Source organism: Amycolatopsis sp. NPDC043889 (genome assembly GCF_056435645.1).
In genome coordinates, this window is sequence record NZ_JBWKEC010000003.1 from 1 (window position 1) to 25940 (window position 25940).

A 25940-nucleotide genomic window follows, 5' to 3' on the forward strand; every position below is an offset into this window, starting at 1 on the left:
TTTTTGTTCCGTCGCAAGAACAATCATCCCAAGCCAGAGGGCATTTGCGTACCCGGACACACCCCAAACACCCACATCACACCGGTGGATCCAGGCTCAACGTCCCAATTCCTACATCGTCGCGGAGGGGCGGCGGCTCCATTCCCCACTCGCGCCGGGGTCACGCCGCTCAGCACCCACCATCCCCAAAGGAACTACAAGCATCCTGCGCGTAAGGAGCCCCCTGCCACCCCGAAACCCCCACGGTTCGCGAAGCGTCCTGAACGACGAACCGCCACGCACCGGAATAATCGTTGTCGTACCACCGATTCTCCTGCCGGAAGGTCACCGCGTCCGAAACGGAATATCCCCGGTAAGGCGACCAGTCCGGATAGGTCCCGAAGTTCGCCAAGAGAGCCATCCGTCCGCAAAAGCCCGAGCAATCGGACCCGTGAGAGAACTTGTTGCCGTGGATGGAGACCCGCTGGGTCTTCCACCGGCAGTCGTCGTACAACGGCCGAGAAGTGATCCCCGGCGAAGAGCAGGAGGAGACCGAAGGGACGAGGAGGGTGCAAGAGCCGGAAGACGTGTTCGCCGGGCTGTTGCAGAAGCGGTCCGCGTTCTCCCACAGGGTGATTCCGGACCAGTTGTCCTCGAAGACGTTGTCGACGATCTCCACCAGCGAAGTACGGGCACGAACACGCGGCTCGCCGCCGGACTCCGAAAGGTAGATCGTGCCGACCGGGAAATCGTCCCCGCGAGAAGCGAAAGCGCGGCCTTGCACGAGCGTGTTCCTCCGGAAGGTGTTCCCGCGGACTACGACGTTGTAGGAGATCTCGTAGAACAACGCCTCGGCCTCGTTGTCCTCGATCAGGTTGTCCTCGATGAGGAAGTCGTTGTTGTTCGTGTCGGCCCAGAGCCCGGCACCGTGGTTGTGGTGGACCCAGTTGCCGCGGATGTCGGCGCCGTTCACGGCCCAGAATTTCGCTCCGCCGCTGCAGCCGCAGCCGGGTTCCTTCGTCTCCCAGTCGTCGGTGTTGTTCCCGGTGATCTCGTTGCCCTCGACGAGCAACCCGGTGATCCCGTCGCCCGCCCGATAGGCGTTGATGCCGTACTGCCCGTTGTTCCGCAGGCAGTTCCGGAGGATCTCCTGACGCGGACCCGCCATCATCGCGGCACCGCGGTTGTCCTCGATGGTGTTGCCTTCGATGGTCCAGTGTTCACCGGAGTCGTGGTTCACCACGCCCTGATCGCGCGGCGCCGCGAAACCGCGGATCGTGAGGCCGCGGATGACGACGTCGCGAGCCCGCTGGGTGAACGCGTAGCGGTTGACGCCGCCACCGTCCAGTACGGCGCCGGGTGCGCCGAGGTAGGCGTTGCCGTCCTTGGGGATGACTTGCCCGAACTCGTCCGGGCCGAGGGTGTGCTTGCCCTCGGTCAGCCAGAATGTCGTGCCGGCCGGGAGTTCACGTGTCTTCGCGGAAAGGTCGATCCCCGGGGAGATCACCACGGCGCCGTCCGGTTCGCCCGGGCTCACCGGTCCCGCGGCGCAGGCCGCGACAGGAGCCGCCGAAGCCGTGACGACTCCTGTCGCGATCAGCATCAGAACAACCAGGAACGCGGGCATGAAGGCAACGGTAAGCCACTATGGACGGTCCCAGGTGGACACTTACAGGTGAACCTTCAGCAGGTCACCGGCTCTCCGAACCCGCTGCAGCCGTCCTGCAGGTAGGGCGCAGCCTGCCATTGCGCCGCGGTCAGCCGCCGTGACGTGTCGTGGGCGACGAACGTCCAGGGCCCGTAGTACTGGTTGTCGTACCACCGGTTGTCCTGCCGGAAGGTGATCGCCTCGGAGATCACGGCACCCCGGTATGGCGACCAGGCCGGGAAGGTCCCGTAGTTCGAGAGCACCGCCATCCGCCCGCAGAGGCCGAGGCAGCCTTCCAGCGACGAATCGAACTCGAACGTGTTCTCGTGCACCGAAACGCGCTGCGTCTTCCAGCGGCAGTCGCCGTACAGCGGTTCGGTCTTGATACCCGGATCGGAGCAGGCGGACGTCGGCGAAACCCAGGCCGTACAGGACAGCGTCGACGTGTTGGCCGGGCTGTTGCAGAACCGGTCGGCGTTCTCCCACAGCGTGATCCCCGACCAGTTGTCGGAGAACATGTTGCCCCGGATGTCGATCCGGCTGGTCCGGGCGGGCAGTCCGGGCTCGCCGCCCGATTCGCTGAGGTACACCGCGGCGACCGGGAAGTCGTCGCCCTTGGCGGCCCGGTTGCGGCCCTGCACCAGCGCGTTCCGGTTGAAGGTGTTCCCGATCAGCTCCAGGTTGTAGGAGATCTCGTAGAACAGTCCCTCGGAGGCGTTGTCCTCGATCAGATTGTCCTGGATGAGGAAATCGTTGTTGTTCGTGTCGGCCCAGAGCCCGACACCGTGGTTGTGGTGGACCCAGTTGCCGATGACATCGGCACCGTTCACGGCCCAGAACTTCGCGCCGCCGCTGCAACCGCAACCGGGGATCCTGGTCTCCCAGTCGCCGGTGTTGTTCCCGGTGATCTCGTTGCCCTCGATCACCAGACCGGCCAGCCCGCCGCCGAAACGGTAGGCGTTGATGCCGTACTGGCCGTTGTTGCGCAGGCAGTTCCCGATCACCCGCTGCCCTGCCCCGGTCATCATCCCGGCGCCGTCGTTGTCTTCGATGACGTTGCCTTCGATGGTCCAGCGTTCGCCGGAGTCGTGATTGACCACGCCCTGGTCCCGTTCGGCGACGAAACCGCGGATGGTCAGCCCGCGGATCACCACGTCCTTGGCCTGCGTGGTGAAGGCCGCGCGGTTGATCCCGCGTCCGTCCAGTACGGCGCCGGGTGCGCCGAGGTAGACGTTGCCGTCTTTGGGCATCACCTGGCCGAACTGGTCGGAACTCAGCGTATGCGTGCCCGGTGCCAGCCAGAACGTGCTCCCCGGCGGGCTGAACCGGGTCTTGTCGGTCAGATCGGTGCCCGGATCGACGACCTGGGCGCCTTCCGGGGCGGAAGGGACGCCGACGGTCGTGCCGCACACCCCTCGAGCCGGCTCTTCGGTTGCCTCCGCTGTGATTTCAACGGCGACCTGGAGCAGTAGCACCGACAACGCCACGCGCAGCGTGCGCGAGCCGGCCGAGCGATACGCGATCCCTGAACTCATACCCTTCTCCGAAATACCGGCTTCACCGGACGGCCACCCAGCCACGGTGCCGGATCTTCCGCGTCGAGCGCTTTGCGGTACACGAGGCAGGCCTGCGAGACCACTTCGACCGTCCGGTCGATGTCTTCTTCGGACAACGCGCTGCTGACCACGAACGACGGTCCGAGGACCCCGCCCGTGACCAGTTGCCGCAGGAACAACGTTCGGTAGTCCTGCGACGGTTTCTTCTCGGCGTCGAGCGTGCCGAAGACGAGGTTGCTCGCCCGGCCGCGCACGACGACGTGTTCCCCGACCCCGGCCGAGGCCGCGACTTCGCGGACCCCGGCGGCGAGCCGGTCGCCGAGCGCGTGCAGCCGCGCGGCGATGCCTTCTTCGGTGTAGGTCTCCATGACCGCGATCGCGGCTGCCAGCGAATGCGTTTCGGCGCCGTGCGTGGTGGACAGCAGGAAGACGCGCTCCTTGGCGGTGCGGAGTCCGCCGAGTTCCATCAGTTCGCGTTTGCCCGCCAGCGCCGAGACGGCGAATCCGTTACCGAGTGCCTTGCCGAACGTCGAGAGATCCGGCGTGACGCCGTAGAGACCCTGCGCTCCCGCCTCGGACCAGCGGAAACCGGTGATCATCTCGTCGAAGATCAGTACGCAGCCGTACCGGTCGGCGAGTTCCCGCAGGCCGACGAGGTACCCGGCGGGCGGTTCGAGCTGGGTGGACGCCTCCAGGATGAGGCAGGCCACCTGGCCCGCGTTCTCCCGCAGCAGCCGTTCGGTCGCGGGGAGGTCGCCGTAGGGGAACGACACGGTGAGATCGGTGATCCCGTCCGGGATGCCCGACGACATCGCCGTGGTGCCGATGAACCAGTCGTCGATGGAGAAGAAGGCGTGGTCACGGCAGATCGCCACGAGCGGCCTTCCGGTGGCGGCCCTGGAGAGCTTGACCGCGGCCGTGGTGGCGTCCGAACCGTTCTTGGCGAACTTGACCATCTCGGCGGTGGGCACGGTTTCGAGGAACTTCGCCGCCGCCCGTTCCTCCACAATGGATGGACGGGCGAAGTTGGCGCCCCGGTCGATCTCGCGGTGGGCGGCTTCGCTCACCCGCGGGTGTACGTGCCCGAGGCTGACCGCGCGCAGCCCCGAGCCGTACTCGATGTAGGAGTTCCCGTCGACGTCCCAGACGTGCGCGCCGAGCCCGTGCGAGATGACCGGCGCCAGGTTCTCCGGGTACTGATCGTCGCCCTTGGCGTAGGTGTGCGCCCCGCCGGGGATCATCGCGTGGAGGCGCTCGTTGGCCCGCATGGATCGGGGAAGCTGACGGGTCATGCTCTCACCTCGTGTTCTGTAGTACCTGGTGGCGGATCTGAGACGAATCCGCGTGGCCCGCCTCGCCGAAGACCCGCTATCGCGCCGGCAGGACGCCTTCCCGGTCACCGCGAGGTGGGAGATCAGGCGGCGTCCCGCCGACGTCCATCGAGGACGCGGGTCCACCGATGGACGCCAGTACCGCGGAAAGCGGGAGCGCGGCTCGGTCCCGCTCCGACATCAGCGCCACCGGAAGCGGCCACGGGATCGCCAGCTCCGGATCGTCGTGGGCGATCGCGACGTCCTCGGAAGGGTCGTGCGCGCGGTCGATCCGGTAGGAGACGTCGGCGTACTCGGTGAGTGCCTGGAATCCGTGCGCGCAACCCGCCGGGATGTACAGCGACACCTGAGTCTCCCCGGACAGTTCGAACGTCTCCTTGCCGAGGTACGTCGGTGAATCCGGCCTGAGATCGACCACGGCGTCGAAGACGGCGCCCCAGGAGCAGCGGACGAGTTTCGCCTCACCGAGCCCCGCGCGGAGGTGCATCCCGCGCAGCACGCCCTTGCGGGAACGGGAAACACTGTCCTGGAGGAACCCGTCCGGGTCGATCCCCGCCGACCGGACGACGTCGGCGTCGAACGTTCGGCAGAAGAAGCCGCGTTCGTCGGCGTGCGGGGTCGGCTCGAACAGGTACGCGCCCGCGATGGCGGGCACCGGGATGATCTTCATCGGACTCCCATCGGCAGGACGGCGGCCGAAAGTGCGGCGAACTGTTCGTCCAGCAGCCGCTCCTGCTCCGCGCTTCGTTTCGCGACGATCTCGGTCAGTTCGCCCGCCCTGGACTCCAGTTCGGCGAACTGGCGCACCAGCGCCTCGAAGTCGATCTCCTTGGCGGATTGGCAGAACTCCCCGAGCCCGAGCGTGGACATGAGGACCTCGTTCTTGCGGGCGTACCCGACGGACAACGTCGGCTTCGCCAGCTTCAGCGCGCACAAGACATTGTGGTAGCGCGTGGCGACGACGGTCTCGACCGTCGACATCGTCCGCATCACGTCATTCAGCGTGGCCGTGTCGGCCGCGGTGACCAGCGGGGATTCCAGCTTCCGCATGATCTCGCCGACCACCTGCGCGTCGGCCCGGTCGCCGATGAACAACCGCACCGGCCGGCCCTCGGCGACGAGGACGGCGACGAACCGAGTCATCTTGTCCACATAGGACCCATAGATCTCGGCGGCGCGGGCCCTGTCGTCGTTCCCGCCGTGATAGGCCATCACGCCGATTCCGACGGAACGGGGCACCACCGGCTCCGAAGTCGAAGAGAGGGCGAAGGCGAGGTCGGGGTAGACGCGGTCGTTCGTGACGTCGGTGCCCATCGCGCGCATCGCTTCCCGCGACGGCTCGTCCCGGTAGGACCGGAACGACGCGAGCCGCGCGGCCCAGCCGAGGATCGTCCGGGTGGACCGGTGCGTGCTCACGGTGGCGCCGACACTCACCAAAGCCACCTTGGTGCCGACCAGACGGCCGGACGCCGAAAGCAGCAGCAGTGCGTACGGGAACCCCCACGGACGCAAGGGAAGGGAGGTTTCGAGGACACCCATCCCCGGCACGATCACCACGTCCTGGCGCCTGACCCAAGCCGTCGTGCGGAAGATGTCGACAAGTTTCCCGAAGCCCTTCATGGCGATGGAAAACGGTCCCGATGCTGTTCGGTACTCACCTTCGTACCAGTTCAACGCGGTCGTCTCGAGTCCGTACCGCGCCGCGACGACTTCCGGACCGCCGCACATCACGCTGAGCGCGGCGTCCGGATGTTCCGTGCGCAGATACCCGAGAACCGCCTCGAAGGAACCGTCGTTGCCGAGGTTCCCCGATCCGAGGAGTCCGAACAGCCCGATTCTCACGGGCGAGGTCAAGAGACTCGTCCCTCCTGGCCTGCGACGACCGACGCCACGGAGACCTCACGCGGGCCCAGTTCGGCCTCGGCCTGGTCGGGCATCCGGCCCATGGCCGGGTTCCCCGCCCGGTTCAGCATCCATTGCCGCAGATAGCGGAAGCATTCGCGCTTCTCCGCGCCGGTGATCGGCGCGTTGCGGATCGCGTTGACGTAGCCGAGCACGTACTCGCCGAGCAACCGGACCATCGGGTGGCGGAGCTTGTCGGCCCGCTTCGGGTCGAGGTTGGCGGCCCGCCTGCGCACGGTCGGGTGCTCGTGCTCGGAGCGGCCGGGGTGGTCACGCCGGAAGTACAGCCAGTCGGGCACCTGGTGGAACGGGCCGTGCAGGGCGAGTTCGGAGATGATCGTGCGGTCCGCGTGGTGGTAGCTGTCCAACGGTGCGACGCGGCGCAGCACCTCGGTGCGGATGACCGCGCCGTCGTCGTCCCCGCCGGGTGCGAACAACGTGCTGCGGAAGCGTTCCGCGGCGTGCGGCGAAGCCGTGTTGAGCGGGTACTCCAGTGCCTGCGTGACGACGGCCTTCTCGTCGATCATCGCCGTCCACGAGTGCGAGAGGACGAACTCGGTGTGCTCGTCGAGCGCCTCGACGCACCGTTCCAGCAGGTCGCATGCGTAGAGGTCGTCGTCGGACGCCCACTTGAACAATTCGCCGCGGGCGACGTCGACGCAGTAGTTGTGGTTCGGCGCGCAGCCGATGTTCACCGGCTGGCGGACATACCGGACGCGGGAATCCATCTTCGCGTACTCGCGGCTGATCTCTTCGGTGCGGTCCGAGGACGCGTTGTCCGAGATGATCAGTTCGAAGTTCTCGTAGCTTTGGCCGAGGAGTGCGTCCAGCGATTCGGCGAGGTAATCCTCGCCGTTGTAGACAGGGAGCCCGATGCTCAGCCGAGGAGCGGTGCTCATGACGTCCTCATTTCTTCCTTCTCCGAAGTTAGGTGCTCTTTGAGGGCGGAATGGAGCTGAAGCCACCACACCGCCGATCCGCTGGTGATCGCCAACGCGACCCCCCAAGCGGATCCGGACGCCCCGGCCAAGAGGGCGCCAATGAGCCCGAAACCGACATAGCCGGCCGAGTTGATCAGCTGGGCGCGAAGGCTCCTTTTCGCAGCGCCGAGCGCACGCAATCCGGCGGCCGCCCCGGTGTTGAATCCCGCCGCGGCGATACCGATGGTCACCGGGAGGATCAGTTCGGAGGCGGGAGCCCAGACGTCGCCGAGGACGAACCGGCCGGCGTCGTGGGGTACCAGAAGCAAGGCGAGACCCCAGACCAGGGCGGCGGCCGCCTGGCCCGCGCCCAGAACGGCGCAGAAGTGGCGTAGGCGATGCGGGGCTCGCTGGAGCACTCGCGCACCTTCCGCCACGGTGACCAGGGAAAGTCCCATCAGAAGAGCGAAGAACGGTCCGAGCAGCAGTTCGGCGCCGCGGACCTCGCCGACGCTCTCGAGTCCGGCGATCGCGCCGAGTCCGTACATGCGCAGCTGCGTCGAGCCGCTGTTGCTGACGTTTTCGATCAGGTAGCGGGTGCCGAGGTCTCGGTGCCGCTTGAGCCAGCCGAGCGTGCCGCGCGGATCCGGCCGGACCCCGGCCTGCAGGCAGCCGTATCCGGCGGCGACCGCCCCGGACAGGCCCCACGCCAGGATGAACGCGACGACCGAGTCGAACCACCGGTGGGCGATGAACAGCGCCGGGATCAGGGCGACGCCCCAGACGACGTCGTTGACGAACGCCTTCTTCCCGTGCCCCGCCGCGAAGAAGGCGAACCGCCACGCGTCCTGCAGCAGCAACGTGGGGATGACCAGGCCGAGCGCGACGAACGCGCCGCCGATGGGGCCGCCCACCACAAGACCGGCGACCACACTGACGGCACCGGCGAGGACACCCGCGGAGAGCGCCGTCCCGGTCGCCCTGGCGGTCGCCGTCCGCCAGGTCTCGGTGGGCACCCCGGAGAAACGCACCATCAGCGGATCCGTCGTCAGCCCGCGCGACAGGTTGAGCACCACGCCGTAGCTGACCCAAGCGAGGCTGAACATGCCGAAGGCGAACGTGCCGAGCGAGCGCGCCACGAACAGCCCGACCACGAAGTTGGTGATGCTGGAGACGGCCTGGTCGCCGAGGCCCCAGCTGAGCCGTCCGGCCATGGCCCGGACGGCTTGGGAACGCAGAAGTGATCGCATGGGGCCTCTAATTCTTGAGCAATCCGGCGTCGTGCAGTGCCTGAGCGGCGGCGACGACGGAATCGAACGGCAGCCCGGACCGATCGGCGACGTCGAGGAGGCTGTGCTCGCCGTCCGAGAGGTTGAGCACCCAGAGCATGGCCATCTGGGCATGCTTGGCGTCACTTCGCCCGCCGAGCGAGTCGTACAGCCCGCGCTTGCCGAGTTGCGGCTCGCCGAAGGGGCTGAGGTTGACGTAGCTGCGGTTGCGGTCGAGGACGGCGAAGGTGTCCCGCAAGGTCTGAAGGGTTTCCTCCATGGCCGCGGTGGAAACGAAATCGAGGTTGTCGGCCGAGGTGTGATATTCGGGATAACCCGCGTACGGCGTCCTCGTCAGCGAACCGATGCCGAGATTGAAACCGGGGGAGCAGAACTGGCGCTCGTCGTAGCCGTACGGTGAGAAGTCGACGATCTTGTGGGCGCGATCGGCCAGGACGTACGCGAGCACACGGTCGATCTCGGCGTCGCCTCGGCGGCTTCGCTTGTAGGTCAACGATCCCGGGTCACCGGCGCACGCCAGCACGAGCCCGGCCTTGATCCGGCCGACGCGGTCGTTGTTGCGCGCGAGCCAGGTGATGGCGCCGATCGTGCCCGGCATGAACAGGAACCGGTACGTGTAGTGGGGCTTCTTCAGCGTCCGCGCGAACGCGGCGGCGATCGCGATCCCGGCGACGTTGTCGTTCGCCAGCGAGGGATGGCAGGTGTGGCAGGAGATGATCACTTCGTCGGTGACTTCGCCCGGTACGACGTGTTCGGCGTAGGTGAGGCTCCCGTTCGTCAGCGTGGAGTCGATGTGGACCTCGTACTCGCCGTCCGGCATCGCGTCGAGGGTCTCCTGTGCCAGGCAGAAACCCCACGTCGGCGAGTAGTAGCTGGTCCGGTACGGCACCAAGGACGGTTGATCGGGCAGGGTGTGCAGGTGTTCGCGCAGTTCGGTGAGTGGCATCTTCCGCGAGACCGGGACGCTGTAGCCGACGACGTGCAGATTCGACTCCCGGAAGTCGACGACCTTCCGCCCGGAAGGGTCCTTCACCCAGGCGTCGCGGATGTTCCACTCCTGGGGAACGGTCCAGTCGAGCACCTGGGTCCCGGTCGGCACCTCGTGGACGTCGAGCGGGATGTGCTCGCCGAGGATCTCCAGCGTGGCGCGGACGCCGTCGCCGGTGATGCTGCGGCAGAGCGGATACAAGCGCTCGACCAGCTCGCGCAGGTCGGCGCCCGTGTCCAGTGGCTTGCGGGTCATCACCGTCGCCGCAAGGTTTCGTCGATTTCGCCGGCGGCGGTCCGCGCGTTGAGCGTGGCCAGCCTGGTGAAGCGGTTCTTGAAGTCGTGCGCGGTCAGGCCGTGCGTGCGGTAGGCGTAGATCAGGTCGAGCGCCCCGTCCTTGACCGACCACTCGCATTCGAAGCCGGGGATCGCGTCGCGGAAGCGGGAGAAGTCGACGCGATAGGAGCGCGGGTCGCCCGCGGACTCGCCGGTGATCCGCAGCTTCGCGCTGGGGACGGCCTCGACGACCTGCTGGGCGATCTCGGCCACGGTCACGTTGTTGCGCTCGGTGCCGATGTTGAAGGCCTTGTCGTGGACGGCCTCCTTGGGCGCGACCAGCGCGGCCTCGAAGGCGCGCGCGATGTCCTTGGCGTGCACCAGCGGCCGCCACGGCGTCCCGTCCGACAGCACCAGGATCTCGCCCGAAACGTGGGCGTGCGCGGTGAGGTTGTTGAGCACGATGTCCGACCGCAGCCGCGGCGAGAAGCCGAACGCGGTGGCGTTGCGCATGTACACCGGGGTGAAATCGTCGTCGGCGAGTTCGTGGAGGTCGTCCTCGACCCGCACCTTCGACTCGGCGTACGGCGTCACCGGGCGCAGCGGCGCGTCTTCGTCGACGAGGCCGTCTCCGCCCGAAGCCCCGTAGACCGAGCACGTCGAGGCGTAGAGGAACCGCTTGACTCCAGCGTCCTTCGCCAGCTTCGCGAGCTTGACCGAGGCGTGGTGGTTGATGTCGTAGGTGAGCTCCGGCGCCAGCGACCCCAGCGGGTCGTTGGACAGCGCGGCGAGGTGGATCACCGCGTCCACCCCGGTCACGTGCTCGGCCGTGACGTCGCGGAGGTCGACTTCGTAGCCCTTGGGATCGTCGGGCTTCGGGCCCAGCACGCAGGTGTCGAAGAGACCGGAGTCGAGGCCGACGACCTCGTGGCCTTCGGCGGCCAGCACCGGGGCCATCACCGTGCCCAGGTAACCCTTGTGCCCGGTCAGCAGCACACGCATGGCTTTCAGCCTTTCGGAGTGAGGTCGAGCGTCAGTTTCTTGAGGTCGAAGGCCTCCGCGTAACGCCGCCCGCATTCGATTCCGCGGATGCGGGCGAGGCCGAGGAAGGCTTCCCGGTCGTACCAGGGCCGGTGCCGCTGAGAGGCGTAGTGCTCCTGCAGCAGCCGGACCTTCTCTTCGGCGCGCTCGGGCGTGAGCGGTACGTACGCGGTGGGTTTGGCGAGGTCGCCGTCCCATTTCGCGATCTCGTACTCCAGTTGGAGATGGGTGCGGAACACCGTCGGCACCAGCGTCGCCAGCCCGCGGTGGTCCTGGTGCGCGTCCGCCGTGCGCGGGGAGAGTACGAGGTCCGGGTCGGTGCGGCGGCGCAGCTCTTCCAGGGCGTTCTTGGCCTCTTCCCAGTGCGCGGGGAACCGGCCGTCGGGGAGTTTGAGCACGGTGACCTCGACGTCGGCGCCCTGGCAGAAGGCCGCGAGCGCGGCGCGCTCCTCGGCCTCCCGTTCGGTGCCGCCGCCGGAAAGGACGAGCACGTCCACCCGGACACCGGGGTTGGCGGCGCAGAGGGTCAGCAGGGTGCCGCCCGCCCCGATGGCGATGTCGTCACAATGCGCGCCCAGCGCGACGATCCGTTCGAGCCCGCCGGTACCGAGTCCGATCACGCGATGCTCACCGGAGCCGGTTCGTTTTCCCACAACGCCCACGGGCGGTCGCCGTGCGCGTAGGCGTCGTCCAGCTGGACGCGTTCCTTGACGGTGTCCGTCGGCTTCCAGAAGCCGCGATACGGGTACGCGAGCAGCTTCCCCTGCTTGGCGAGTTCGCCGCAGCCGTCGGCCACCAGGTCGCCGCCCTCGGGGATGTGGTCGAAGATCTCCTGGCGCAGCACGAAGTACCCGCCGTTCTCCCACAGCGGCATCTCGCTGACCGGGGTCAGCGCGCCGATCCGGCCGTCCTCGCCCATCTCGACGCAGTGGAACGACGACTGCGGCGGTACGACCATCATCGACGCGCCGGCGTCGGATTCGGTGAACCGCTCGATCATCTCCGGCAGCGGGGCGTCGGTGAGGACGTCGGCGTAGTTGGCGAGGAACATCTCGTCGCCCTCGAGGTACGGGCGCACCCGGCGCAGCCGCTCGCCGATGGCCGATTCGAGGCCGGTCTGCACGAAGGTGATCGACCAGTCCGCGATGTCGGTCGACAGCAGTTCCGCCTTGCCGTTGCGCAGGACGAAATCGTTGGAGGTGGTCTCCCGGTAGTCGAGGAAGAACTCCTTGATGTGGTGCGCGCCGTAGCCGAGGCAGAGGACGAACTCGGTGTGGCCGAAATGCGCGTAGTACCGCATCACGTGCCAGATCAGGGGTCTGGGGCCGACCATGGCCATCGGCTTGGGCACGTCGGACGCGTCACCGTTGCGCATCCGCATGCCGTAGCCGCCGCAGAAGAGGACTACCTTCACGACTTCACCTCGACGATTTCCAGGTGCGGGATGGGAAAGACCAGTTTTCCGCCCCATTCGTCCACAAAGGACAGTTGGGCGGTCAGCTCCTTCCGGAGGTTCCACGGAAGGACGAGCACGTAATCCGGCTCGTCGGCTTCGATCCGTTCGGGTGGCAGGATCGGGATCCGGGTCCCGGGGGTGAACCGGCCGTGCTTGTACGGGTTCCGGTCGACGGTGTACCGCAACACGTCCGGGCGGATACCGCAGTGGTTCAGCAGCGTGTTCCCCTTGCCGGGGGCGCCGTAACCGACGACGGTCTTGCCTTCGAGCGCCGCGTCGGTGAGGAACTTGTTCAGCTCGAGCCGGACCTTGGTGACCCGCTCCGAGAATTCGGTGTAGCCGGACATTTCGTGCAGTCCGGCGGCTTTCTCGGCGTCGAGGACCTGAGTCATCCGCTCGCTCGGTTCGCCGGCGACGGCGTCCGGGCGCGCCCACAACCGGATCGAACCGCCGTGGGTGGGCAGGAGTTCGACGTCCACAACGGACAATCCGCCGCGCGCGAGGGCCCGGCGCGCGGATTCCACCGTGTAGTACTGGAAGTGCTCGTGATAGATCGTGTCGTATTGATTCTCCTGGATCAGTGTCAGCAGGTGCTGGACCTCGATGCTGACCCAGCCGTCGTCGGCGACCAGGGCACGGAGCCCGTGCGTGAAACCGATGATGTCCGGAATGTGTGCGTAAACGTTGTTCGCCACTACGAGGTCGGCCGGACCATGTTCCTCACGGACGTCGCGTCCGGTCTCGGGACTGAGGAACGCGGTCTTCGTTGGCACCCCGGCGTCACGCGCGGCTTGGCCCACGTTCACCGAAGGTTCCATGCCCAGACAGCGGATCTGCTGCGCCACAACGTGTTTGAGCAGATAGCCGTCGTTGCTGGCGACCTCGACGACGAACGAGGACTCGTCGAGCCCCAGCCGCTCGACGGCGCCGTCGACGAAGGTCTTCGCGTGTTCGACCCAGGAGTCGGAATACGACGAGAAGTACGCGTATTCGGTGAACGTCTCTTCCGGGGTGATCAGCGGCGGGATCTGGGCGAGCCGGCATTCGGTGCAGACTTGCAGGTGCAGGGGGTAGGTCGGCTCCGGCTCCGCGAGCTGCTCCGCGGTCAGGAATCGTTCGCACGGCGGTGTCGCCCCGAGGTCGGCGACACTGGCGAGATGGGCCGAGCCGCAGAGTCGGCAGGTGGTCATCTAAGAGGCTCCTTGGCTCGCGTCACGTATCCCAGACGTCGGCACCTCGGGTCGCCTCGTTACATGCCTTTCAGGGGACTCACGCTTCCGTCTCACAACCGAAACCTGTCGTCTCGGCCATCCGCGCAGACGTCTCCGCCATCCGGGCGCGGGTACCCCCGGCGGATCGCGTTTAGCGGGCTGAACGCGATCCGGCCAGACCCGCGTGAAGGCCCCCTTCCCCTCGGCTGAGCCGAGGGGAAGGGGGCCTTCACGCGCCTTCAGCCCATCGTCAAGAAACCACCAGCGCGTAGTCCGCGTCGGTGGCCGACGTCTCCGGGTGACCGTCGGCGTTCACCTGCGTCGCCACGACCTCCACCGTCCACGTCCCCGCGGCCGGCTTCTCGAGGATGACGTTCTCCACCGTGTCGACCGTGTTCGGCGAGCCGCCCGCGGTCGAGAAGTTGCCCGCCTTCAGCCCGTTGTTGCCGTAGTAGACGGTCCCGTTCGGCGCGGTGACCTTCAGGGTCAGGTCGTTGACCCTGGCGACCGACGCGCTCGGAGAGCCCGCCGGGTCGGTGTAGGCGAGCGTCGCCTTGAACTGCTTGGTCCCGTTCACCGCGACCGTGTACTTCTTCGACTGCCCGGTGCCCAGCAGGTCGGTCTCGTTCACCAGCACCGGCAGTTTCCACCCGTTCGCCTTGGCCTGGTCGTGCAGGTACCGCACGTTCGCGGTGCCCCAGCCCTGATGCGTCCTGGTCATGTCGTGCGACGTGCCACTGAACGCGAACTGGTCGGCCCCGTTGACCAGCAGCGCCTTCGCGGTCGCCGCGTGCGGGCGGCTCGTGAAGACGTCGCGGCCCTTGCTGGGACCGCCGTCGAACACGCCGTCGGCCCACATCTGGAACAGCAACCCGGCGTTCCCGCAGGTGATCGGGGTCGCGCCGCTCGTGCCGCCGAACGACGTCGTGTACGAGGTGTCACTGCCCGAAGACGTGGTGTCGATCCGGTCGTAGTAGTTCGACAGTTCCGGTTTGATCCGGCCGTCGGCGGCCGGGCCGATGCTGGCGCCGCCGCTCCACTTGTCGTCTGTGCGGCCCAGCGTGTTGTAGTGGTACTGCCCGCCGACCGAGAGCACGTTCTTCGACCAGGCCTGCGGCCGCGACTGCTGGGTGCCCGCGTTGCTCTGCGACTGGCAGATCAGCAGGTCGTGGTCGAAGACGATCTTGTCGAGCTCGGCGGAGACGGAGTTGTAGGCCGTGGTCAGCCCGCCGCCCCAGCTGTTGCTCTGGAACACCGCGCGGTACTTGCCCGCCGGGTCGACCAGCTCCTTGGTGTGGGCGTAGCGGTCCGGCTTGTTGTAGGTGGCGAAGATCCCCTGCCCCTCGGGCAGCAGCCCCCGTTGTGGCGCGCTCACCCCCGACGCGAAGATCTGGCCGTAGGTGGAGGTCCCGTGGCTGGTGCTGGTGGAGTTCGAGCCGTGCATCACCGTCGGCCGCGCCTTGAACTCCTGGTGGGTGACGCGCAGGCCGCCGTCCATCACCTCGCCGCGCACGCCCTGACCGCGATAGCCGCCGACGCTCTCGACGTAGTTCGCGCCCCCGCTCTCCCTGGCGTTGGCCATGTCGGTCTCAGGGGCGGTGATCGCGCCGACCGCGAGCACCTCGGCCCCCTGCGCCACGGTGGCGGCTTGACCGGAACCGAGTTTCGCGACGATGTGCTGTCCGCTCTGCGAGATCGCCTCGATCCCGCCGCCGAGCCGAAGGATCCGCTCGGCCACCGCGCGTTGGTCCCTGGCATCGGATTCGACCAGCGTCACCAGATAGCTACCGGTCGCGGCCAGTGAGATCTCCACCTTGTCGTCCGGCCGGTATTCGCCGAGCCAGCGGACGAAAGCCAATTCCGCCACCGATTCGCGGTTCTCCGGCTTCAGTCGGACCACGTAGGCGAAATCGGGAATGTAGGTCCCGATCCGCACGCCGAGTGAGCGCAATTTCCCGCGCTGCGCGTCGGTCAGCGCGCTTCGGACCTGCAGCAGATACGCGCCCTTCCAGTCCTGGCTCGCCGCCGCGCGCTGGGTCAGCGGGTCGAAGGTTCTGCTGGCCAGACGGATGAACTGAGGGTCTTCGGAGGCCGGGGCGGCGACGGCCGCCCCGCTCGTCAGTAGCATCGCGCCGATCATGGGCGCGAGGAAGCGGACAGACTTCGGCCGTGGCATGAAATACCTCCGGGGAGCTCTGCAGGGGAGAGGTCTTTCGAAGGTACCGGCCGAAAAGCGTGATGATCAGCCGCTGAACGGCCCAGCCGTTTTGCGGTATTGCGGGAAATGGAGCATAAACGGTTAAAAACTGATTCAGGACATCTCGTCGATCGCCCCGCTGAATCGCGTCAGCCGCTCGCGTTCTTCTTCGTCGAGCCGCCGGGTGCTGCCCTCGGGCAGGGTGCACGCGACCCAGATGGTGCGGCAGCGCGCGTAGACGGCCCGCTCGTCGCGCAGCCTGCTGTTCACCACGACGTCGCAGGTGCCGATCCGGCCGACCACGGTCTCCACCTCGACCGGGTTGTCGCGGAAGGTCAGCCTGCGCAGGTAGCTGACGTTGTGCTTCGCGATCAGGTACGCCGGTCCCTTGGCCTGGAAAAGGTGCTCACGCCGCGGGTCGAGCAGCGCGATCTGGGCTTCCTGGAAGTACTCCAGCAGCCGCACGTTCCCGACGTGACCGAGGCAGTCCAGGTCGGCGACACGCAGGCGATGGCGGTGGAGGTGGATCTCGGGAGCGGGACGCGCACTGGTCGTCCCCAGCGGATGTGCGTGCACGAAGTGGATCTTCAACGATCGCGTGGTGTTCCGGCCGCGCGGCGCAACGGACACCGGCCCGGTTCACTCCATCAGGGCTTCGGAGAGCTCGCGGATCGCGGCGGTCTCGGCGGTGTGGATGTCCCGGATCATGGCGCCCATCGTGCCGAAGAGTTCACGGGCTTCGACGTCGGTGAACGGTGTTTCGTCGTTGTAGTGCGCGCGCAGTTTCCACATTTCCGCACCGGCCGCCGCGGCGGCGTCCTGCCCCGCGTCGCCCTCCCGGACACCCGCCGACACCGCGCTGACCAGCCCGCGTACCCAGGCGAACTCCGCGTTCGACGCCGGGACGGCCGTCTCGGCCAGTTCGGCCCAGCGCTCGCCGATCCCGCGCCAGGTCGACGCCTGTTCGGCCAGCGCCGGAAGTTCGAGCAGGCCGGCGGCTTCGGTGAGCGCGTCGGCGAACAGCCCGCGCAGGTGCCCTCCCTCCATCCCGGCCGGGGTGACGCTCTCCCAGACGTTGAACAGCGCTCCGACCAGCCCGCGCCGCTCGCCGAACGCGCGCGGCCAGCCCTTCGGGTCACGCTCGTCGGTCATCGCCTTCGCCCAGCGTCCCCATGCGGGCAGCGAGAACGACTTCGACGGCGCCGAGAGGTTCCGGACGCAGTCCGTCAGCCCGGCGCGCACGGCCGTCCGCCAGTCGGAGACCTCGCCGGGCCGGATCGTCGCGAGCAGGTTCTTGTACGAGCCGACCCGGCCGCGCGCGGCGTCGAAGGTCTTCCGGCCGACCGTCAGCGGGGCGAGGTTCCGATCGTCGACGAGCACCCGCCCGTCTTCTTCGCCGTACGCGACGACGAAGTGGCCGCCACCGCCGGACATCTCCGGCGGCAGGTGCCAGTAACCGACCGATTCGCGGTCGGGGAGGACGAGCACCGGCCGCCCCGCTTCGAGTTCGGTGTCGAGTCGTTTCGCGGCGGCGCGTTTACCACCGGTGGTGTGGAGATCGAGGCCGAGTCCAAGGCGGTCCACTGTGGACTTGAGCCAGTCCTGGGGGTACTGCCAGCGCGCGCGGAAACCGAACACGATCGTCGACATCGTTTCGTGCGCGAAATCCCACAGGATGTAGCCGGCCCCGATCCCGCCGGAGACGGCGAAGATCAGCGCCTCGCCGGGCGCCTTCCCGTCCGGCCCTTCGACACCGTGATGCGCCAGCACGGTGGCCACGGCCGAGACGTCCGGTTGCAGCCCGCCGCGCAATTCGTACTCGGTCACCCCACCATCATGCCCGCTTCGGCCTCAGAAGTCCCTGATCAGGGAAACCCTGCCGCGCAAGGGATCCGCCACGTACACCGTCCTGGTGCGCTGGTCGATCGCGACCGCGCCCGGGTTCACGCCGAGTGACAGGTCTCCGGTGAGCAGGCTCGTCACCCCGTCGATCCTGGCGAGGCCGTTCGGCCCTCCGTTGGAGTACACGGTGTTCGATCCTTCGTGGACCACCACCGACGAAGCTTCCGAGCGCAGCAACACGGTCGCCTTCTCTTTGCGCGTGCCCGTGTCCACGATGGACAGATGATGGATCGCCGAATTCGCGACGAACACCGTCCCGGACGCGCTGTGCACGGCGACTCCGGTCGGTGACTTGCCGACCGGGATCCCGCCGGTGAACTTGCCCGCGCCGATGTCGAAGACCTCCAGCGAGTCGGTGGCCGTGCTGGTGCAGTACGCGAGCTTGCGTCCGCTGTCGACCGCCGTCGACGACAGCCCCCGCGTGGGACCGGGGACGAGGTCCAGCAGGCGGCAGCCGACGCCGTCGATGACGGCCAGCGTCCCGGTGAGGGCGCTGGCCGCGTAGATGCGGTTCGCCCGCTCGTCAATGTCGACACTGGACGCTCCAGGACCGGCCGGCACCACGCTGACGACGTCGTTGGTCCGCCCGTCGAGGACGAGGACGGTCCCGCCGGGCGGGTTCGCGACGAAGATCCGGTTGGTCACCGTGTCCACGGCCAGCCCGGCGGGCTCGCCGCCGACCGGGATCACGTCGCCGACCGTGCCGGACCGTGAGTCGAGGACGACGACCGTGCCGGTGGACGGGTCGGAGACGTACGCGAAGCCGGTGACGGAATTCACCGCGACCGCCTCCGGGGCGCCTCCGACCTCGACGAGAAGCACTTTCTCGGCTCTGGCCGCCGGCGCGAAGGCGACTGCGGAGGCGCCGGCCGCGGCCAGGGCGAGCAGGGCTCGGCGGCTCAGTTCGGGTCCTCGCACAGGCGCCTCCCGATGATCGTTCCGAGGTTCGACGATAACCCGCGAGCCGAGCACGCGAAGGAACTTCGCGTCCCCCGATCGCGTTGTTTCCGATGAGTAACCCCCACCCCTGAAAAGGAAGGAGCAGGACGCCGTGCACAAACACCAGAACGGGCTCAAGACCGTCGTCCTGCTCGGCCTGCTGTCCGCGCTCATCGTCGGGATCAGCGGTTTCTTCGGGCGGGGCGCGCTGGTCATCGGGCTGGTGGTGGCGCTCGGGGTCAACGCGTACGCCTACTTCAACTCCGGCAAGCTGGCGTTGCGGGCCATGCGCGCTCGTCCGATTTCGGAGGCCGAGCAGCCGGCCATGTACCGGATCGTGCGGGAGCTGGCGACCACCGCGCGGCAGCCGATGCCGCGGCTCTACGTCAGCCCCACCCAGGCCCCGAACGCCTTCGCCACCGGCCGCAGCCCCCGGCACGCGGCGGTGTGCTGCACCACCGGCATCCTCGGCCTGCTCGACGAACGCGAACTGCGGGCGGTGCTCGGGCACGAGCTGTCCCACGTCTACAACCGCGACATCCTGATCTCTTGTGTCGCGGGCGCGCTGGCGAGCGTGATCAGCGTGATCGCCAACATCGCGATGTTCACCAGCCTCTTCGGCGGCAGCAACCGCGAGGACGGCGACAGCCCGCTGGCCGGGCTGCTCCTGGTCTTGATCGGGCCGATCGCGGCCGCCGTGGTGAAGCTCGGGGTGAGCCGTTCGCGCGAGTTCCAGGCCGACGCGTCGGGCGCGGAACTCACCGGCGACCCGCTCGGGCTCGCCTCGGCTCTGCGGAAGCTCGACCAGGGAACGCGCGTGGCGCCGCTCGTGCCGGAACCGAAGCTGGTCTCGCAGTCGCACCTGATGATCGCGAACCCGTTCCAGCCGGGCGAAGGCCTCACGAAGCTCTTCTCGACCCACCCGCCCATGGCCGAACGCATCCGGCGCCTGGAAGAAATGGCGCGCCACCCCCACTGACCAGCCGGATCGCGTTTAGCCCGCGAAACGCAGGTCACGGCCGGGATCGCGTTTAGCCCGCTAAACGCGACCCGCCCTGGGCCCATGCCCCCGCGTCGCGGGGCCCGCTGGCCCCAATGCGGCATTGGAGACACTCACCGCCCCCAATCTCATCTGGGGCGCGCTGACCAGCCGGATCGCGATTAGCCCGCGAAACGCAGGTCGGCCGCCGGATCGCGATTAGGGGGCTAAACGCAGGTCACGGCCGCCGGTGTCCCACCTCGTGGGAGCGGGAATCGGGGCATCTGTGCGCGAGTTCCCGGGCATGGGTTCCACAGCAGTCGCACTTCGGGGTCGCGCTCGACGGGGCCGGGCACCATCCGGCCGCCTGGCGGGTCTCCGACGTCCGCCCGACCGCGTTGTTCACCGCAGCCCACCACCTCGCCCACGCGAAGCTCGCCGAAGCGGCTTCGCTCGACTTCGTCACCCTCGACGACAACCTCGCGCTCCAACCCGGAGGCGAGGAGGTCGTCCGAGGCCGGCTCGACGCGCTACTGACCTTCGCCGCGATAGCCCCGATGACCAGCGGAATCGGCCTCGTCCCGACGGTCACCACCACGCACACCGAGCCGTTCCACATTTCGACGGCCGTCGCTTCGCTCGACTTCGCGAGCCGCGGCCGCGCAGCCGAGGTCGCGCACTTCTGCAGGCGCACCCTGCCGTCCGAGGGCGGACGCCGAAGCGGAGAACGCCGAGGTCGTCGACGTCATCGCGCGCCTCTGGGACAGCTGGGAGGACGGCGCGATCATCCGCGACGAGCCGACCGGCCGCTTCATCGACCGCGGGAAGCTCCACTACGTCGACTTCGAGGGCCGCTTCTTCAGCATCAAGGGACCTTCGATCACGCCGCGCCCGCCACAGGGGCACCCCGTCGTCGCGGTGTACGGCGACTCGCCGTACGCGCACGGCGCCGACGTCGTCCTGGTCGACGAGGTCCGCGGCGCCCGCGAGCGCTTCCCGGACGCCAAGCTCCTGGCCGGTCTGTCGATCGTGCTCGCCGAGACCGAGCAAGCGGCCCTCGATCGCCGTCGCGCGCTGGAGACCTACGCGCCCTTCCCACCCAGCCTGAGCTTCACCGGCACTCCCGCCGACCTCGCGACCGAACTGCCCCGCCTCGCGGAGTCCAACGATCTCGACGGCTTCCACATCCGCCCCGCGGTCCTGCCCGACGACCTGGCGCTCTTCACCGCCGAGACTGTCCCCGCGCTCCAGGCCGCGGGCGCGTTCCGGCAGGCCTACACCGGCACCACCCTGCGCGACCATCACCAGTACGCGGAGGCGTGACAGATGCCCAAGCAGGTCAAACTCGCCGCACACTTCCCCGGCGTCAACAACACCACCGTGTGGAGCGACCCGCGTTCGGGTAGCCAAATCGACTTTTCGTCCTTCGAACATCTCGCGCGCACGGCCGAGCGGGGCAAGTTCGACTTCCTCTTCCTCGCCGAGGGCCTGCGCCTGCGCGAACACGCGGGCAAGATCCTCGACTCCGACGTCGTCGGGCGACCGAACACCACCACCGTGCTGGCCGCGCTGTCGGTGGTCACCACGCGGCTCGGGCTCGCGGGCACGCTGTCGTCGACGTTCAACGAGCCGTACGAGGTCGCGCGGCAGGTCGCGAGCATCGACCACCTCTCCGGCGGCCGCGCCACGTGGAACGTCGTCACCTCACCGGACGCGTGGACGGGACAGAACTTCCGCCGCGGTGGCTTCCTGCAACGCGAGGACCGCTACCGCCGCGCCGAGGAATTCCTCGCCACCGTGCGTGAGCTCTGGGACAGCTGGGCGCCGGACGCTCTGGTGGGGGACAAGGAGAACGGCGTCTTCGCGCGGGGCCTCGAGCGTGTTGTCCACAGCGGACCGCAGTTCGACATCCGTGGCGAGTTCACCGTCCCGAGGACTCCGCGGGGGCAGCCGATCGTCATCCAGGCGGGTGACTCCGACGAGGGCAGGGGAGTTCGCCGCCAAGACCGCCGACGTCAAACGGCGGCTACCCGCTTACGGGCGCGAGCCCGGTGAGCTGCTGATCATGCCCGCGGCGACGTTCCTCCTCGGCGACACCGAGGAGGAGGCGCACGAGTACGCCCGCGAGATCCGCTATCAGCAGGTCCGCCCGGCGACCGCGATCCAGTTCCTCGAACAGGTCTGGAGCCGCGACCTCTCCGCCTGCGACGCCGACGGCCCGCTCCCCGAGATCGACCCGGACCCCGACGCCGAGCCGCTGACCTGGGGCCGCGTCCGGCACGAGAAGGATCCTCTCGCCGTGGCCGCGAAATGGCGGGCGATCGCGGAGGAGAAGAAGCTCTCCATCCGCGAACTCGTCATCGAGGTGACCGCGCGCCAGCAGTTCGTCGGCACCGCCCGGCAGGTCGCGGAGTCGATCGACGAGTACGTCCAGAGCGACGCCGCCGACGGGTTCGTGCTCGTGCCGCATCTGACCCCGGGTGGGCTGGACGCGTTCGTCGACGACGTCGTTCCGCGGTTGCAGGAACGGGGTGTCTTCCGGACCGACTACACCGGCGACACCCTGCGTGAACTCCTGTTCAGCCGGTAGCACCCTGGGTTCGCGCGACGTTCATCAGATATTCGCCGTAGCCGGACTTCGCCAGCTTGGCGCCGAGCGCGTAGCACTGTTCGGCGTCGATGAAGCCCATCCGCAGCGCGACTTCTTCGAGACAGGCGATCCGGACACCGGTCCGGTGTTCGAGGACCTGCACGAACTGGCCCGCCTCCAGCAGCGAGTCGTGCGTGCCGGTGTCGAGCCAGGCGAACCCGCGGCCGAGGTCGATCAGGGTCGCGCGGTCCTGCCGCAGGTAGGTGAGGTTGACATCCGTGATCTCCAGTTCCCCGCGCGGCGAGGGCTTGAGGTCACGGGCGATCTCGACGACCTGGTTGTCGTAGAAGTACAGGCCGGTGATGGCCTTGTTCGACTTCGGCTTCTCGGGTTTCTCCTCGATGGAGAGGAGCTTGCCGTCGGCGTCGATCTCGCCGACGCCGTACCGCTGCGGGTCCTTGACCGGGTAGCCGAACAGCACACAGCCGTCGAGCGAGGTCGCCGCGGCCTGCAACCGGCTGGAGAACCCCTGGCCGTAGAAGATGTTGTCACCGAGCACGAGCGCGACGTCGTCGTCGCCGATGAAGTCCGCGCCGATGACGAACGCCTCGGCCAGCCCGTTCGGCGCGGCCTGCTCGGCGTAGCTGAAACTGAGCCCGAACTGGCTGCCGTCACCGAGCAGCCGCCGGAAATGCGGCAGGTCGACCGGCGTCGAGATGATCAGGATCTCGCGGATCCCGGCGAACATCAGCACCGAGATCGGGTAGTAGATCATCGGTTTGTCGTAGACCGGTAGCAGCTGTTTCGATATCGCCTGGGTGATGGGATGCAGACGCGTCCCACTGCCCCCCGCCAGCACGATGCCCTTCATGCGATGCCCCCACTTCGTAGCCGATCGCTCGGGAACTCACACTACCGGGTGGCTCAGAAAGCCGGGCCCTTCGCGAAGTACGCCTTGCAGCCGAGGTTGTACTCGGTGGAGATCTGCAACACGTTCCTGCCCCCGTCGACCGGCAGCAGCGTCGAGCTGTAGTTGGGGCAGAAGTTGTCGTGGATCCCGACGATGTGCACCGGGGCCGGACGTTCGTACCAGTGTCCGGCGCCGAAGTTGTCGTTGACCAGCAGCACCCTGCCGTTCTTGTCCTGCGGGACCCCGGCGGCGTTGGTGTAGATCTGCCCGACCATCACCAGCCGCACCCCGTTCGGGCCGCCGGGGAACAGCGTGATCGTCTGGGCGTGCTGAAAGTAGTTGCCGTTCGCGGTGGTGACGCGGGTGCCGGGGTCGCGGGGATCGCCCCAGTTGGCGCCGTCGGAGGAGATCTTGAAGTACGGGTCGCAGAAGCGGTCGCGGTAGTTGCAGATCTCGTAGGCCAGGTAGAACCGGCCGTCGGGGAGGCGGCGGATGATCGGCATCCCCGGCCGCACCCGATGGGGCGGGATGGCCATCGTGCGCTGCTTGGTGCCCCAGTTCACCCCGTCGGTGGAGGCGACCCGGTTCATCACCTGCGCGAACTGTGGCGCCTCGGTCTCGTCGGCGTAGTGCAGCCAGAGCGTGCCGCCCGCGTCGACGACGAACTCCGGCTCCCAGATGCCGTCGTGATTGTGCGACCGGGCCGCCTCGGACAGGAAGCCCCACGTGCGGCCGGCGTCGCGGCTGGACCAGATCCTGATGCCGATCCGCCGCTGCGGACCGGCGTCCTGCCGGTAGCTCGCGGCCCACAGCAGGGTGCCCGCGCGGAGCCTGCCGACCCGTTGCGGCAGTTCGTACAACGTCCCGCAGCACATGCCGCGGCGGCCGTCGCGATCGCGGATCTCGCCGATCTTGTGGAAGCTCCGGCCCTCGTCGGTGCTCTCCATGATCGGGGTGAACTTGCCGCTCGCGTCCTCGCTGGTCAGCGACGCGAGGATGCGGCCGCGGCCGATCGCCGAATGCTCCAGGCGGATGAGCCGCGGGTACGAGCCGTAGCCGGGCACGAGCTGCTGGCGCTCGGCGGCCTGCGCGGAGGTGAACAGGGACGCGACCACCGTGAGTGACAGCGCAAAGGCGAGTGCGGAGCTGAAACGGCGCTTCATCGTGACCTTCCTCGAACGCGATCGCCGGATTACAACACGGGCTTTTGTCCCTTTCGGACTCCCGCGAAGGCGTCGCGGCGGAAACCCACGTCCGAGTGGCGTGAATCGCTCGGCCGAGTGGACCGGTAACGCTGGGCTATCGGCAGGCGAAGATCCGTTGACGGGTTCGACCAGGGGGAAATTCGTGATCATGCGCTTGTGCGCGGCCGCTCTGCTGACCGTGGGCCTGGTGGCCTGCTCACCGCCGAGCCTGGGCCGCGTAGTCCCGCAGGCGGCCGCCCCGGAAGGGCTGGCCACACCTTCGCCGACCCCGACGACCACCCCGAGCCCCGGCCCGCAGCCGGAGGAGAAGCACTCGGGCAAGGGGAACGCGTCGGTCCCCATGGCTTGGCCGCCGCGCCTCGGCTTCGTGACCTTCGACTGCCCGAAGTGTTCCGGCCACGTCGCGGTCAACACCGAGAACGAGCTGATCGTCAACGACATCGGCCCGTACAAGGGCACCCAGTGGATCAACGACATGCCCGGCCGTCAGGCGAAGACGTTCACCGTCAAGGCCAACGCCGCCTGGACGCTGACCATCACCGACGAAAGCGGCCTGCCCGTCCTGGAACCGGGTAAGCCCCTGTCCGGCAAGAGTGAAGCGGTGTTCGCCGTTCCCGACGCCGTCACGTCGGTCGCCGTCACGACCAAGAAGAGCGGCCGCACCGCGGTGTGGGTGCACAGCGGCGACTACTCGGAACTTCCCGTGAACCAGCTCGGCGACTACACCGGCAGCGTGCCCGTGTCCGGCCCGGCTTTCGTGTCGGTGGAAGGCGACGGGACCTGGACGGTCACCGCGTCCTAGACATGGCGAAGGCCACCTTCCGCGGAAGGTGGCCTTGTCGTCGCCCGCGCTCAGCGGTAGTTCGTGAACTGCAGCGCGATCTCGAAGTCCTTGCCCTTCAGCAAGGCGATCACGTCCTGCAGCTGGTCTTTCTTCTTACCGGACACCCGCAGCTGGTCGCCCTGGATCTGCGCCTGGACCCCCTTGGGGCCCTCGTCGCGGATGAACTTGGCGATCTGCTTCGCCTTGTCCGACGCGATCCCCTGCAGGATCTTGCCGCCGATCTTGTAGATCTTGCCGGACAGCGCCGGCTCGCCCGCCTCGAAGGCCTTCAGGGAGATGCCGCGCTTGATCAGCTTCTCCTTGAACACCTCGACCGCCGCCAGCGCCCGCTCCTCGGTCTCGGACTCGATCGCGATCGCCTCCTCGCCGGACCAGTCGATCTTGGTCCCGGTACCCCGGAAGTCGAACCGTGTACCGAGTTCCTTGCTGGCCTGGTTCAGGGCGTTGTCCACCTCCTGGCGATCGACCTTGCTCACCACGTCGAAAGAGGGATCCGCCACGTGTTCTCACACCTCGTACTCGCTTGTCAGGAGCTTCCACCCTAGCCCTGCGGAACCCGGTTGACCGGCCCGCCACGGCATTGGGTATTCTTTCGTCTCGGCCGGGGGGACCCGGCCACGGCGAGTTGCCCGAGCGGCCAAAGGGATCTGACTGTAAATCAGACGGCACTGCCTTCGGGGGTTCGAATCCCTCACTCGCCACACCGGAGCGGCCTCGTGATCCAGTCACGAGGCCGCTCCTTTGTGTCGCGCGTAGCACCTTTAGTTAGTGGTTAGTA

21 protein-coding genes, 1 tRNA gene and 2 pseudogenes are annotated in these 25940 nt (G+C 67.8%); 5 read left to right on the forward strand and 19 right to left on the reverse strand.

Annotated features, from left to right (window positions below; genetic code table 11):
• Nucleotides 1-169: 169 nt before the first annotated feature.
• From AC0685_RS07910 to AC0685_RS07985, 16 genes are all read right to left on the reverse strand, one after another.
• Nucleotides 170-1606 (reverse strand): right-handed parallel beta-helix repeat-containing protein, encoded by a 1437-nt coding sequence (locus tag AC0685_RS07910; protein ID WP_478224906.1) that lies wholly within the window; start codon nt 1604-1606, stop codon nt 170-172.
• A gap of 56 nt (nt 1607-1662) precedes the next feature.
• Nucleotides 1663-3162, reverse strand: a complete 1500-nt coding sequence (locus tag AC0685_RS07915) for a right-handed parallel beta-helix repeat-containing protein (protein WP_478224907.1) — start codon at nt 3160-3162, stop codon at nt 1663-1665.
• Nucleotides 3159-4475: a glutamate-1-semialdehyde 2,1-aminomutase gene (locus tag AC0685_RS07920; RefSeq protein ID WP_478224908.1), complete on the reverse strand. Its 1317-nt coding sequence runs from the start codon at nt 4473-4475 to the stop codon at nt 3159-3161. Before AC0685_RS07920 ends, AC0685_RS07915 begins: the two co-directional genes overlap by 4 nt.
• A gap of 76 nt (nt 4476-4551) precedes the next feature.
• Nucleotides 4552-5184, reverse strand: coding sequence for a dTDP-4-dehydrorhamnose 3,5-epimerase family protein (locus AC0685_RS07925; RefSeq protein ID WP_478224909.1), 633 nt, complete (start codon nt 5182-5184; stop codon nt 4552-4554).
• Entirely contained in the window at nt 5181-6368 is a 1188-nt protein-coding gene (locus AC0685_RS07930) for a polysaccharide pyruvyl transferase family protein (protein ID WP_478224910.1), read from the reverse strand. Before AC0685_RS07930 ends, AC0685_RS07925 begins: the two co-directional genes overlap by 4 nt.
• A complete protein-coding gene (locus AC0685_RS07935; protein ID WP_478224911.1) occupies nt 6365-7315 on the reverse strand; it encodes a glycosyltransferase family 2 protein in 951 nt (316 codons plus the stop codon). The genes AC0685_RS07930 and AC0685_RS07935 overlap by 4 nt, the downstream gene beginning before the upstream one ends.
• Nucleotides 7312-8586, reverse strand: a complete 1275-nt coding sequence (locus AC0685_RS07940) for a hypothetical protein (RefSeq protein ID WP_478224912.1) — start codon at nt 8584-8586, stop codon at nt 7312-7314. The genes AC0685_RS07935 and AC0685_RS07940 overlap by 4 nt, the downstream gene beginning before the upstream one ends.
• A 7-nt stretch (nt 8587-8593) precedes the next feature.
• Nucleotides 8594-9868: a DUF4910 domain-containing protein gene (locus tag AC0685_RS07945; protein ID WP_478224913.1), complete on the reverse strand. Its 1275-nt coding sequence runs from the start codon at nt 9866-9868 to the stop codon at nt 8594-8596.
• On the reverse strand, nt 9868-10890 hold the full coding sequence (locus AC0685_RS07950) for an NAD-dependent epimerase/dehydratase family protein (RefSeq protein WP_478224914.1): 1023 nt from the start codon (nt 10888-10890) through the stop codon (nt 9868-9870). The genes AC0685_RS07945 and AC0685_RS07950 overlap by 1 nt, the downstream gene beginning before the upstream one ends.
• A gap of 5 nt (nt 10891-10895) precedes the next feature.
• A complete protein-coding gene (locus AC0685_RS07955) occupies nt 10896-11549 on the reverse strand; it encodes a PIG-L deacetylase family protein (RefSeq protein ID WP_478224915.1) in 654 nt (217 codons plus the stop codon).
• Complete coding sequence (locus tag AC0685_RS07960) at nt 11546-12343, reverse strand: sugar phosphate nucleotidyltransferase (RefSeq protein ID WP_478224916.1); 798 nt, start codon at nt 12341-12343, stop codon at nt 11546-11548. The genes AC0685_RS07955 and AC0685_RS07960 overlap by 4 nt, the downstream gene beginning before the upstream one ends.
• Nucleotides 12340-13575 carry a class I SAM-dependent methyltransferase gene (locus tag AC0685_RS07965; RefSeq protein WP_478224917.1) on the reverse strand — a complete coding sequence of 412 codons (1236 nt, stop codon included), beginning with the start codon at nt 13573-13575 and terminating at the stop codon, nt 12340-12342. The genes AC0685_RS07960 and AC0685_RS07965 overlap by 4 nt, the downstream gene beginning before the upstream one ends.
• A gap of 271 nt (nt 13576-13846) precedes the next feature.
• Nucleotides 13847-15772 (reverse strand): S8 family serine peptidase, encoded by a 1926-nt coding sequence (locus AC0685_RS07970; protein ID WP_478224918.1) that lies wholly within the window; start codon nt 15770-15772, stop codon nt 13847-13849.
• 135 nt (nt 15773-15907) lie between these two features.
• Nucleotides 15908-16423: an acyl-CoA thioesterase gene (locus AC0685_RS07975; protein WP_478224919.1), complete on the reverse strand. Its 516-nt coding sequence runs from the start codon at nt 16421-16423 to the stop codon at nt 15908-15910.
• A gap of 9 nt (nt 16424-16432) precedes the next feature.
• Nucleotides 16433-17620, reverse strand: a complete 1188-nt coding sequence (locus AC0685_RS07980) for a BtrH N-terminal domain-containing protein (protein ID WP_478224920.1) — start codon at nt 17618-17620, stop codon at nt 16433-16435.
• A 24-nt stretch (nt 17621-17644) separates the two neighbouring features.
• Nucleotides 17645-18613, reverse strand: coding sequence for a YncE family protein (locus tag AC0685_RS07985; protein WP_478224921.1), 969 nt, complete (start codon nt 18611-18613; stop codon nt 17645-17647).
• 133 nt (nt 18614-18746) lie between these two features.
• Here AC0685_RS07985 and htpX point away from each other — a divergent pair, with 133 nt between their 5' ends.
• From htpX to AC0685_RS08000, 3 genes and pseudogenes are all read left to right on the forward strand, one after another.
• Complete coding sequence (gene htpX / locus AC0685_RS07990; RefSeq protein WP_478224922.1) at nt 18747-19613, forward strand: zinc metalloprotease HtpX; 867 nt, start codon at nt 18747-18749, stop codon at nt 19611-19613.
• Between the two features lie 284 nt (nt 19614-19897).
• A pseudogene (locus AC0685_RS07995) lies at nt 19898-20936 on the forward strand (LLM class flavin-dependent oxidoreductase).
• 3 nt (nt 20937-20939) lie between these two features.
• A pseudogene (locus AC0685_RS08000) lies at nt 20940-22203 on the forward strand (LLM class flavin-dependent oxidoreductase).
• On the opposite strand, the gene rfbA reads toward AC0685_RS08000, so the two are convergent.
• A complete protein-coding gene (gene rfbA, locus AC0685_RS08005) occupies nt 22193-23074 on the reverse strand; it encodes a glucose-1-phosphate thymidylyltransferase RfbA (RefSeq protein ID WP_034324212.1) in 882 nt (293 codons plus the stop codon). The pseudogene AC0685_RS08000 and the gene rfbA overlap by 11 nt on opposite strands.
• 53 nt (nt 23075-23127) lie before the next feature.
• Nucleotides 23128-24276, reverse strand: a complete 1149-nt coding sequence (locus AC0685_RS08010; RefSeq protein ID WP_478224923.1) for a sialidase family protein — start codon at nt 24274-24276, stop codon at nt 23128-23130.
• Nucleotides 24277-24466: 190 nt separating this feature from the next.
• Here AC0685_RS08010 and AC0685_RS08015 point away from each other — a divergent pair, with 190 nt between their 5' ends.
• Nucleotides 24467-25120 (forward strand): hypothetical protein, encoded by a 654-nt coding sequence (locus AC0685_RS08015; protein WP_478225223.1) that lies wholly within the window; start codon nt 24467-24469, stop codon nt 25118-25120.
• Between the two features lie 50 nt (nt 25121-25170).
• Here AC0685_RS08015 and AC0685_RS08020 read toward each other — a convergent pair whose 3' ends face one another.
• Nucleotides 25171-25662, reverse strand: coding sequence for a YajQ family cyclic di-GMP-binding protein (locus tag AC0685_RS08020; RefSeq protein WP_016331028.1), 492 nt, complete (start codon nt 25660-25662; stop codon nt 25171-25173).
• Nucleotides 25663-25781: 119 nt separating this feature from the next.
• Between AC0685_RS08020 and AC0685_RS08025 the strand changes: the two genes are divergently transcribed.
• Nucleotides 25782-25863, forward strand: a tRNA-Tyr gene (locus tag AC0685_RS08025).
• The last annotated feature ends 77 nt before the right edge of the window (nt 25864-25940 follow it).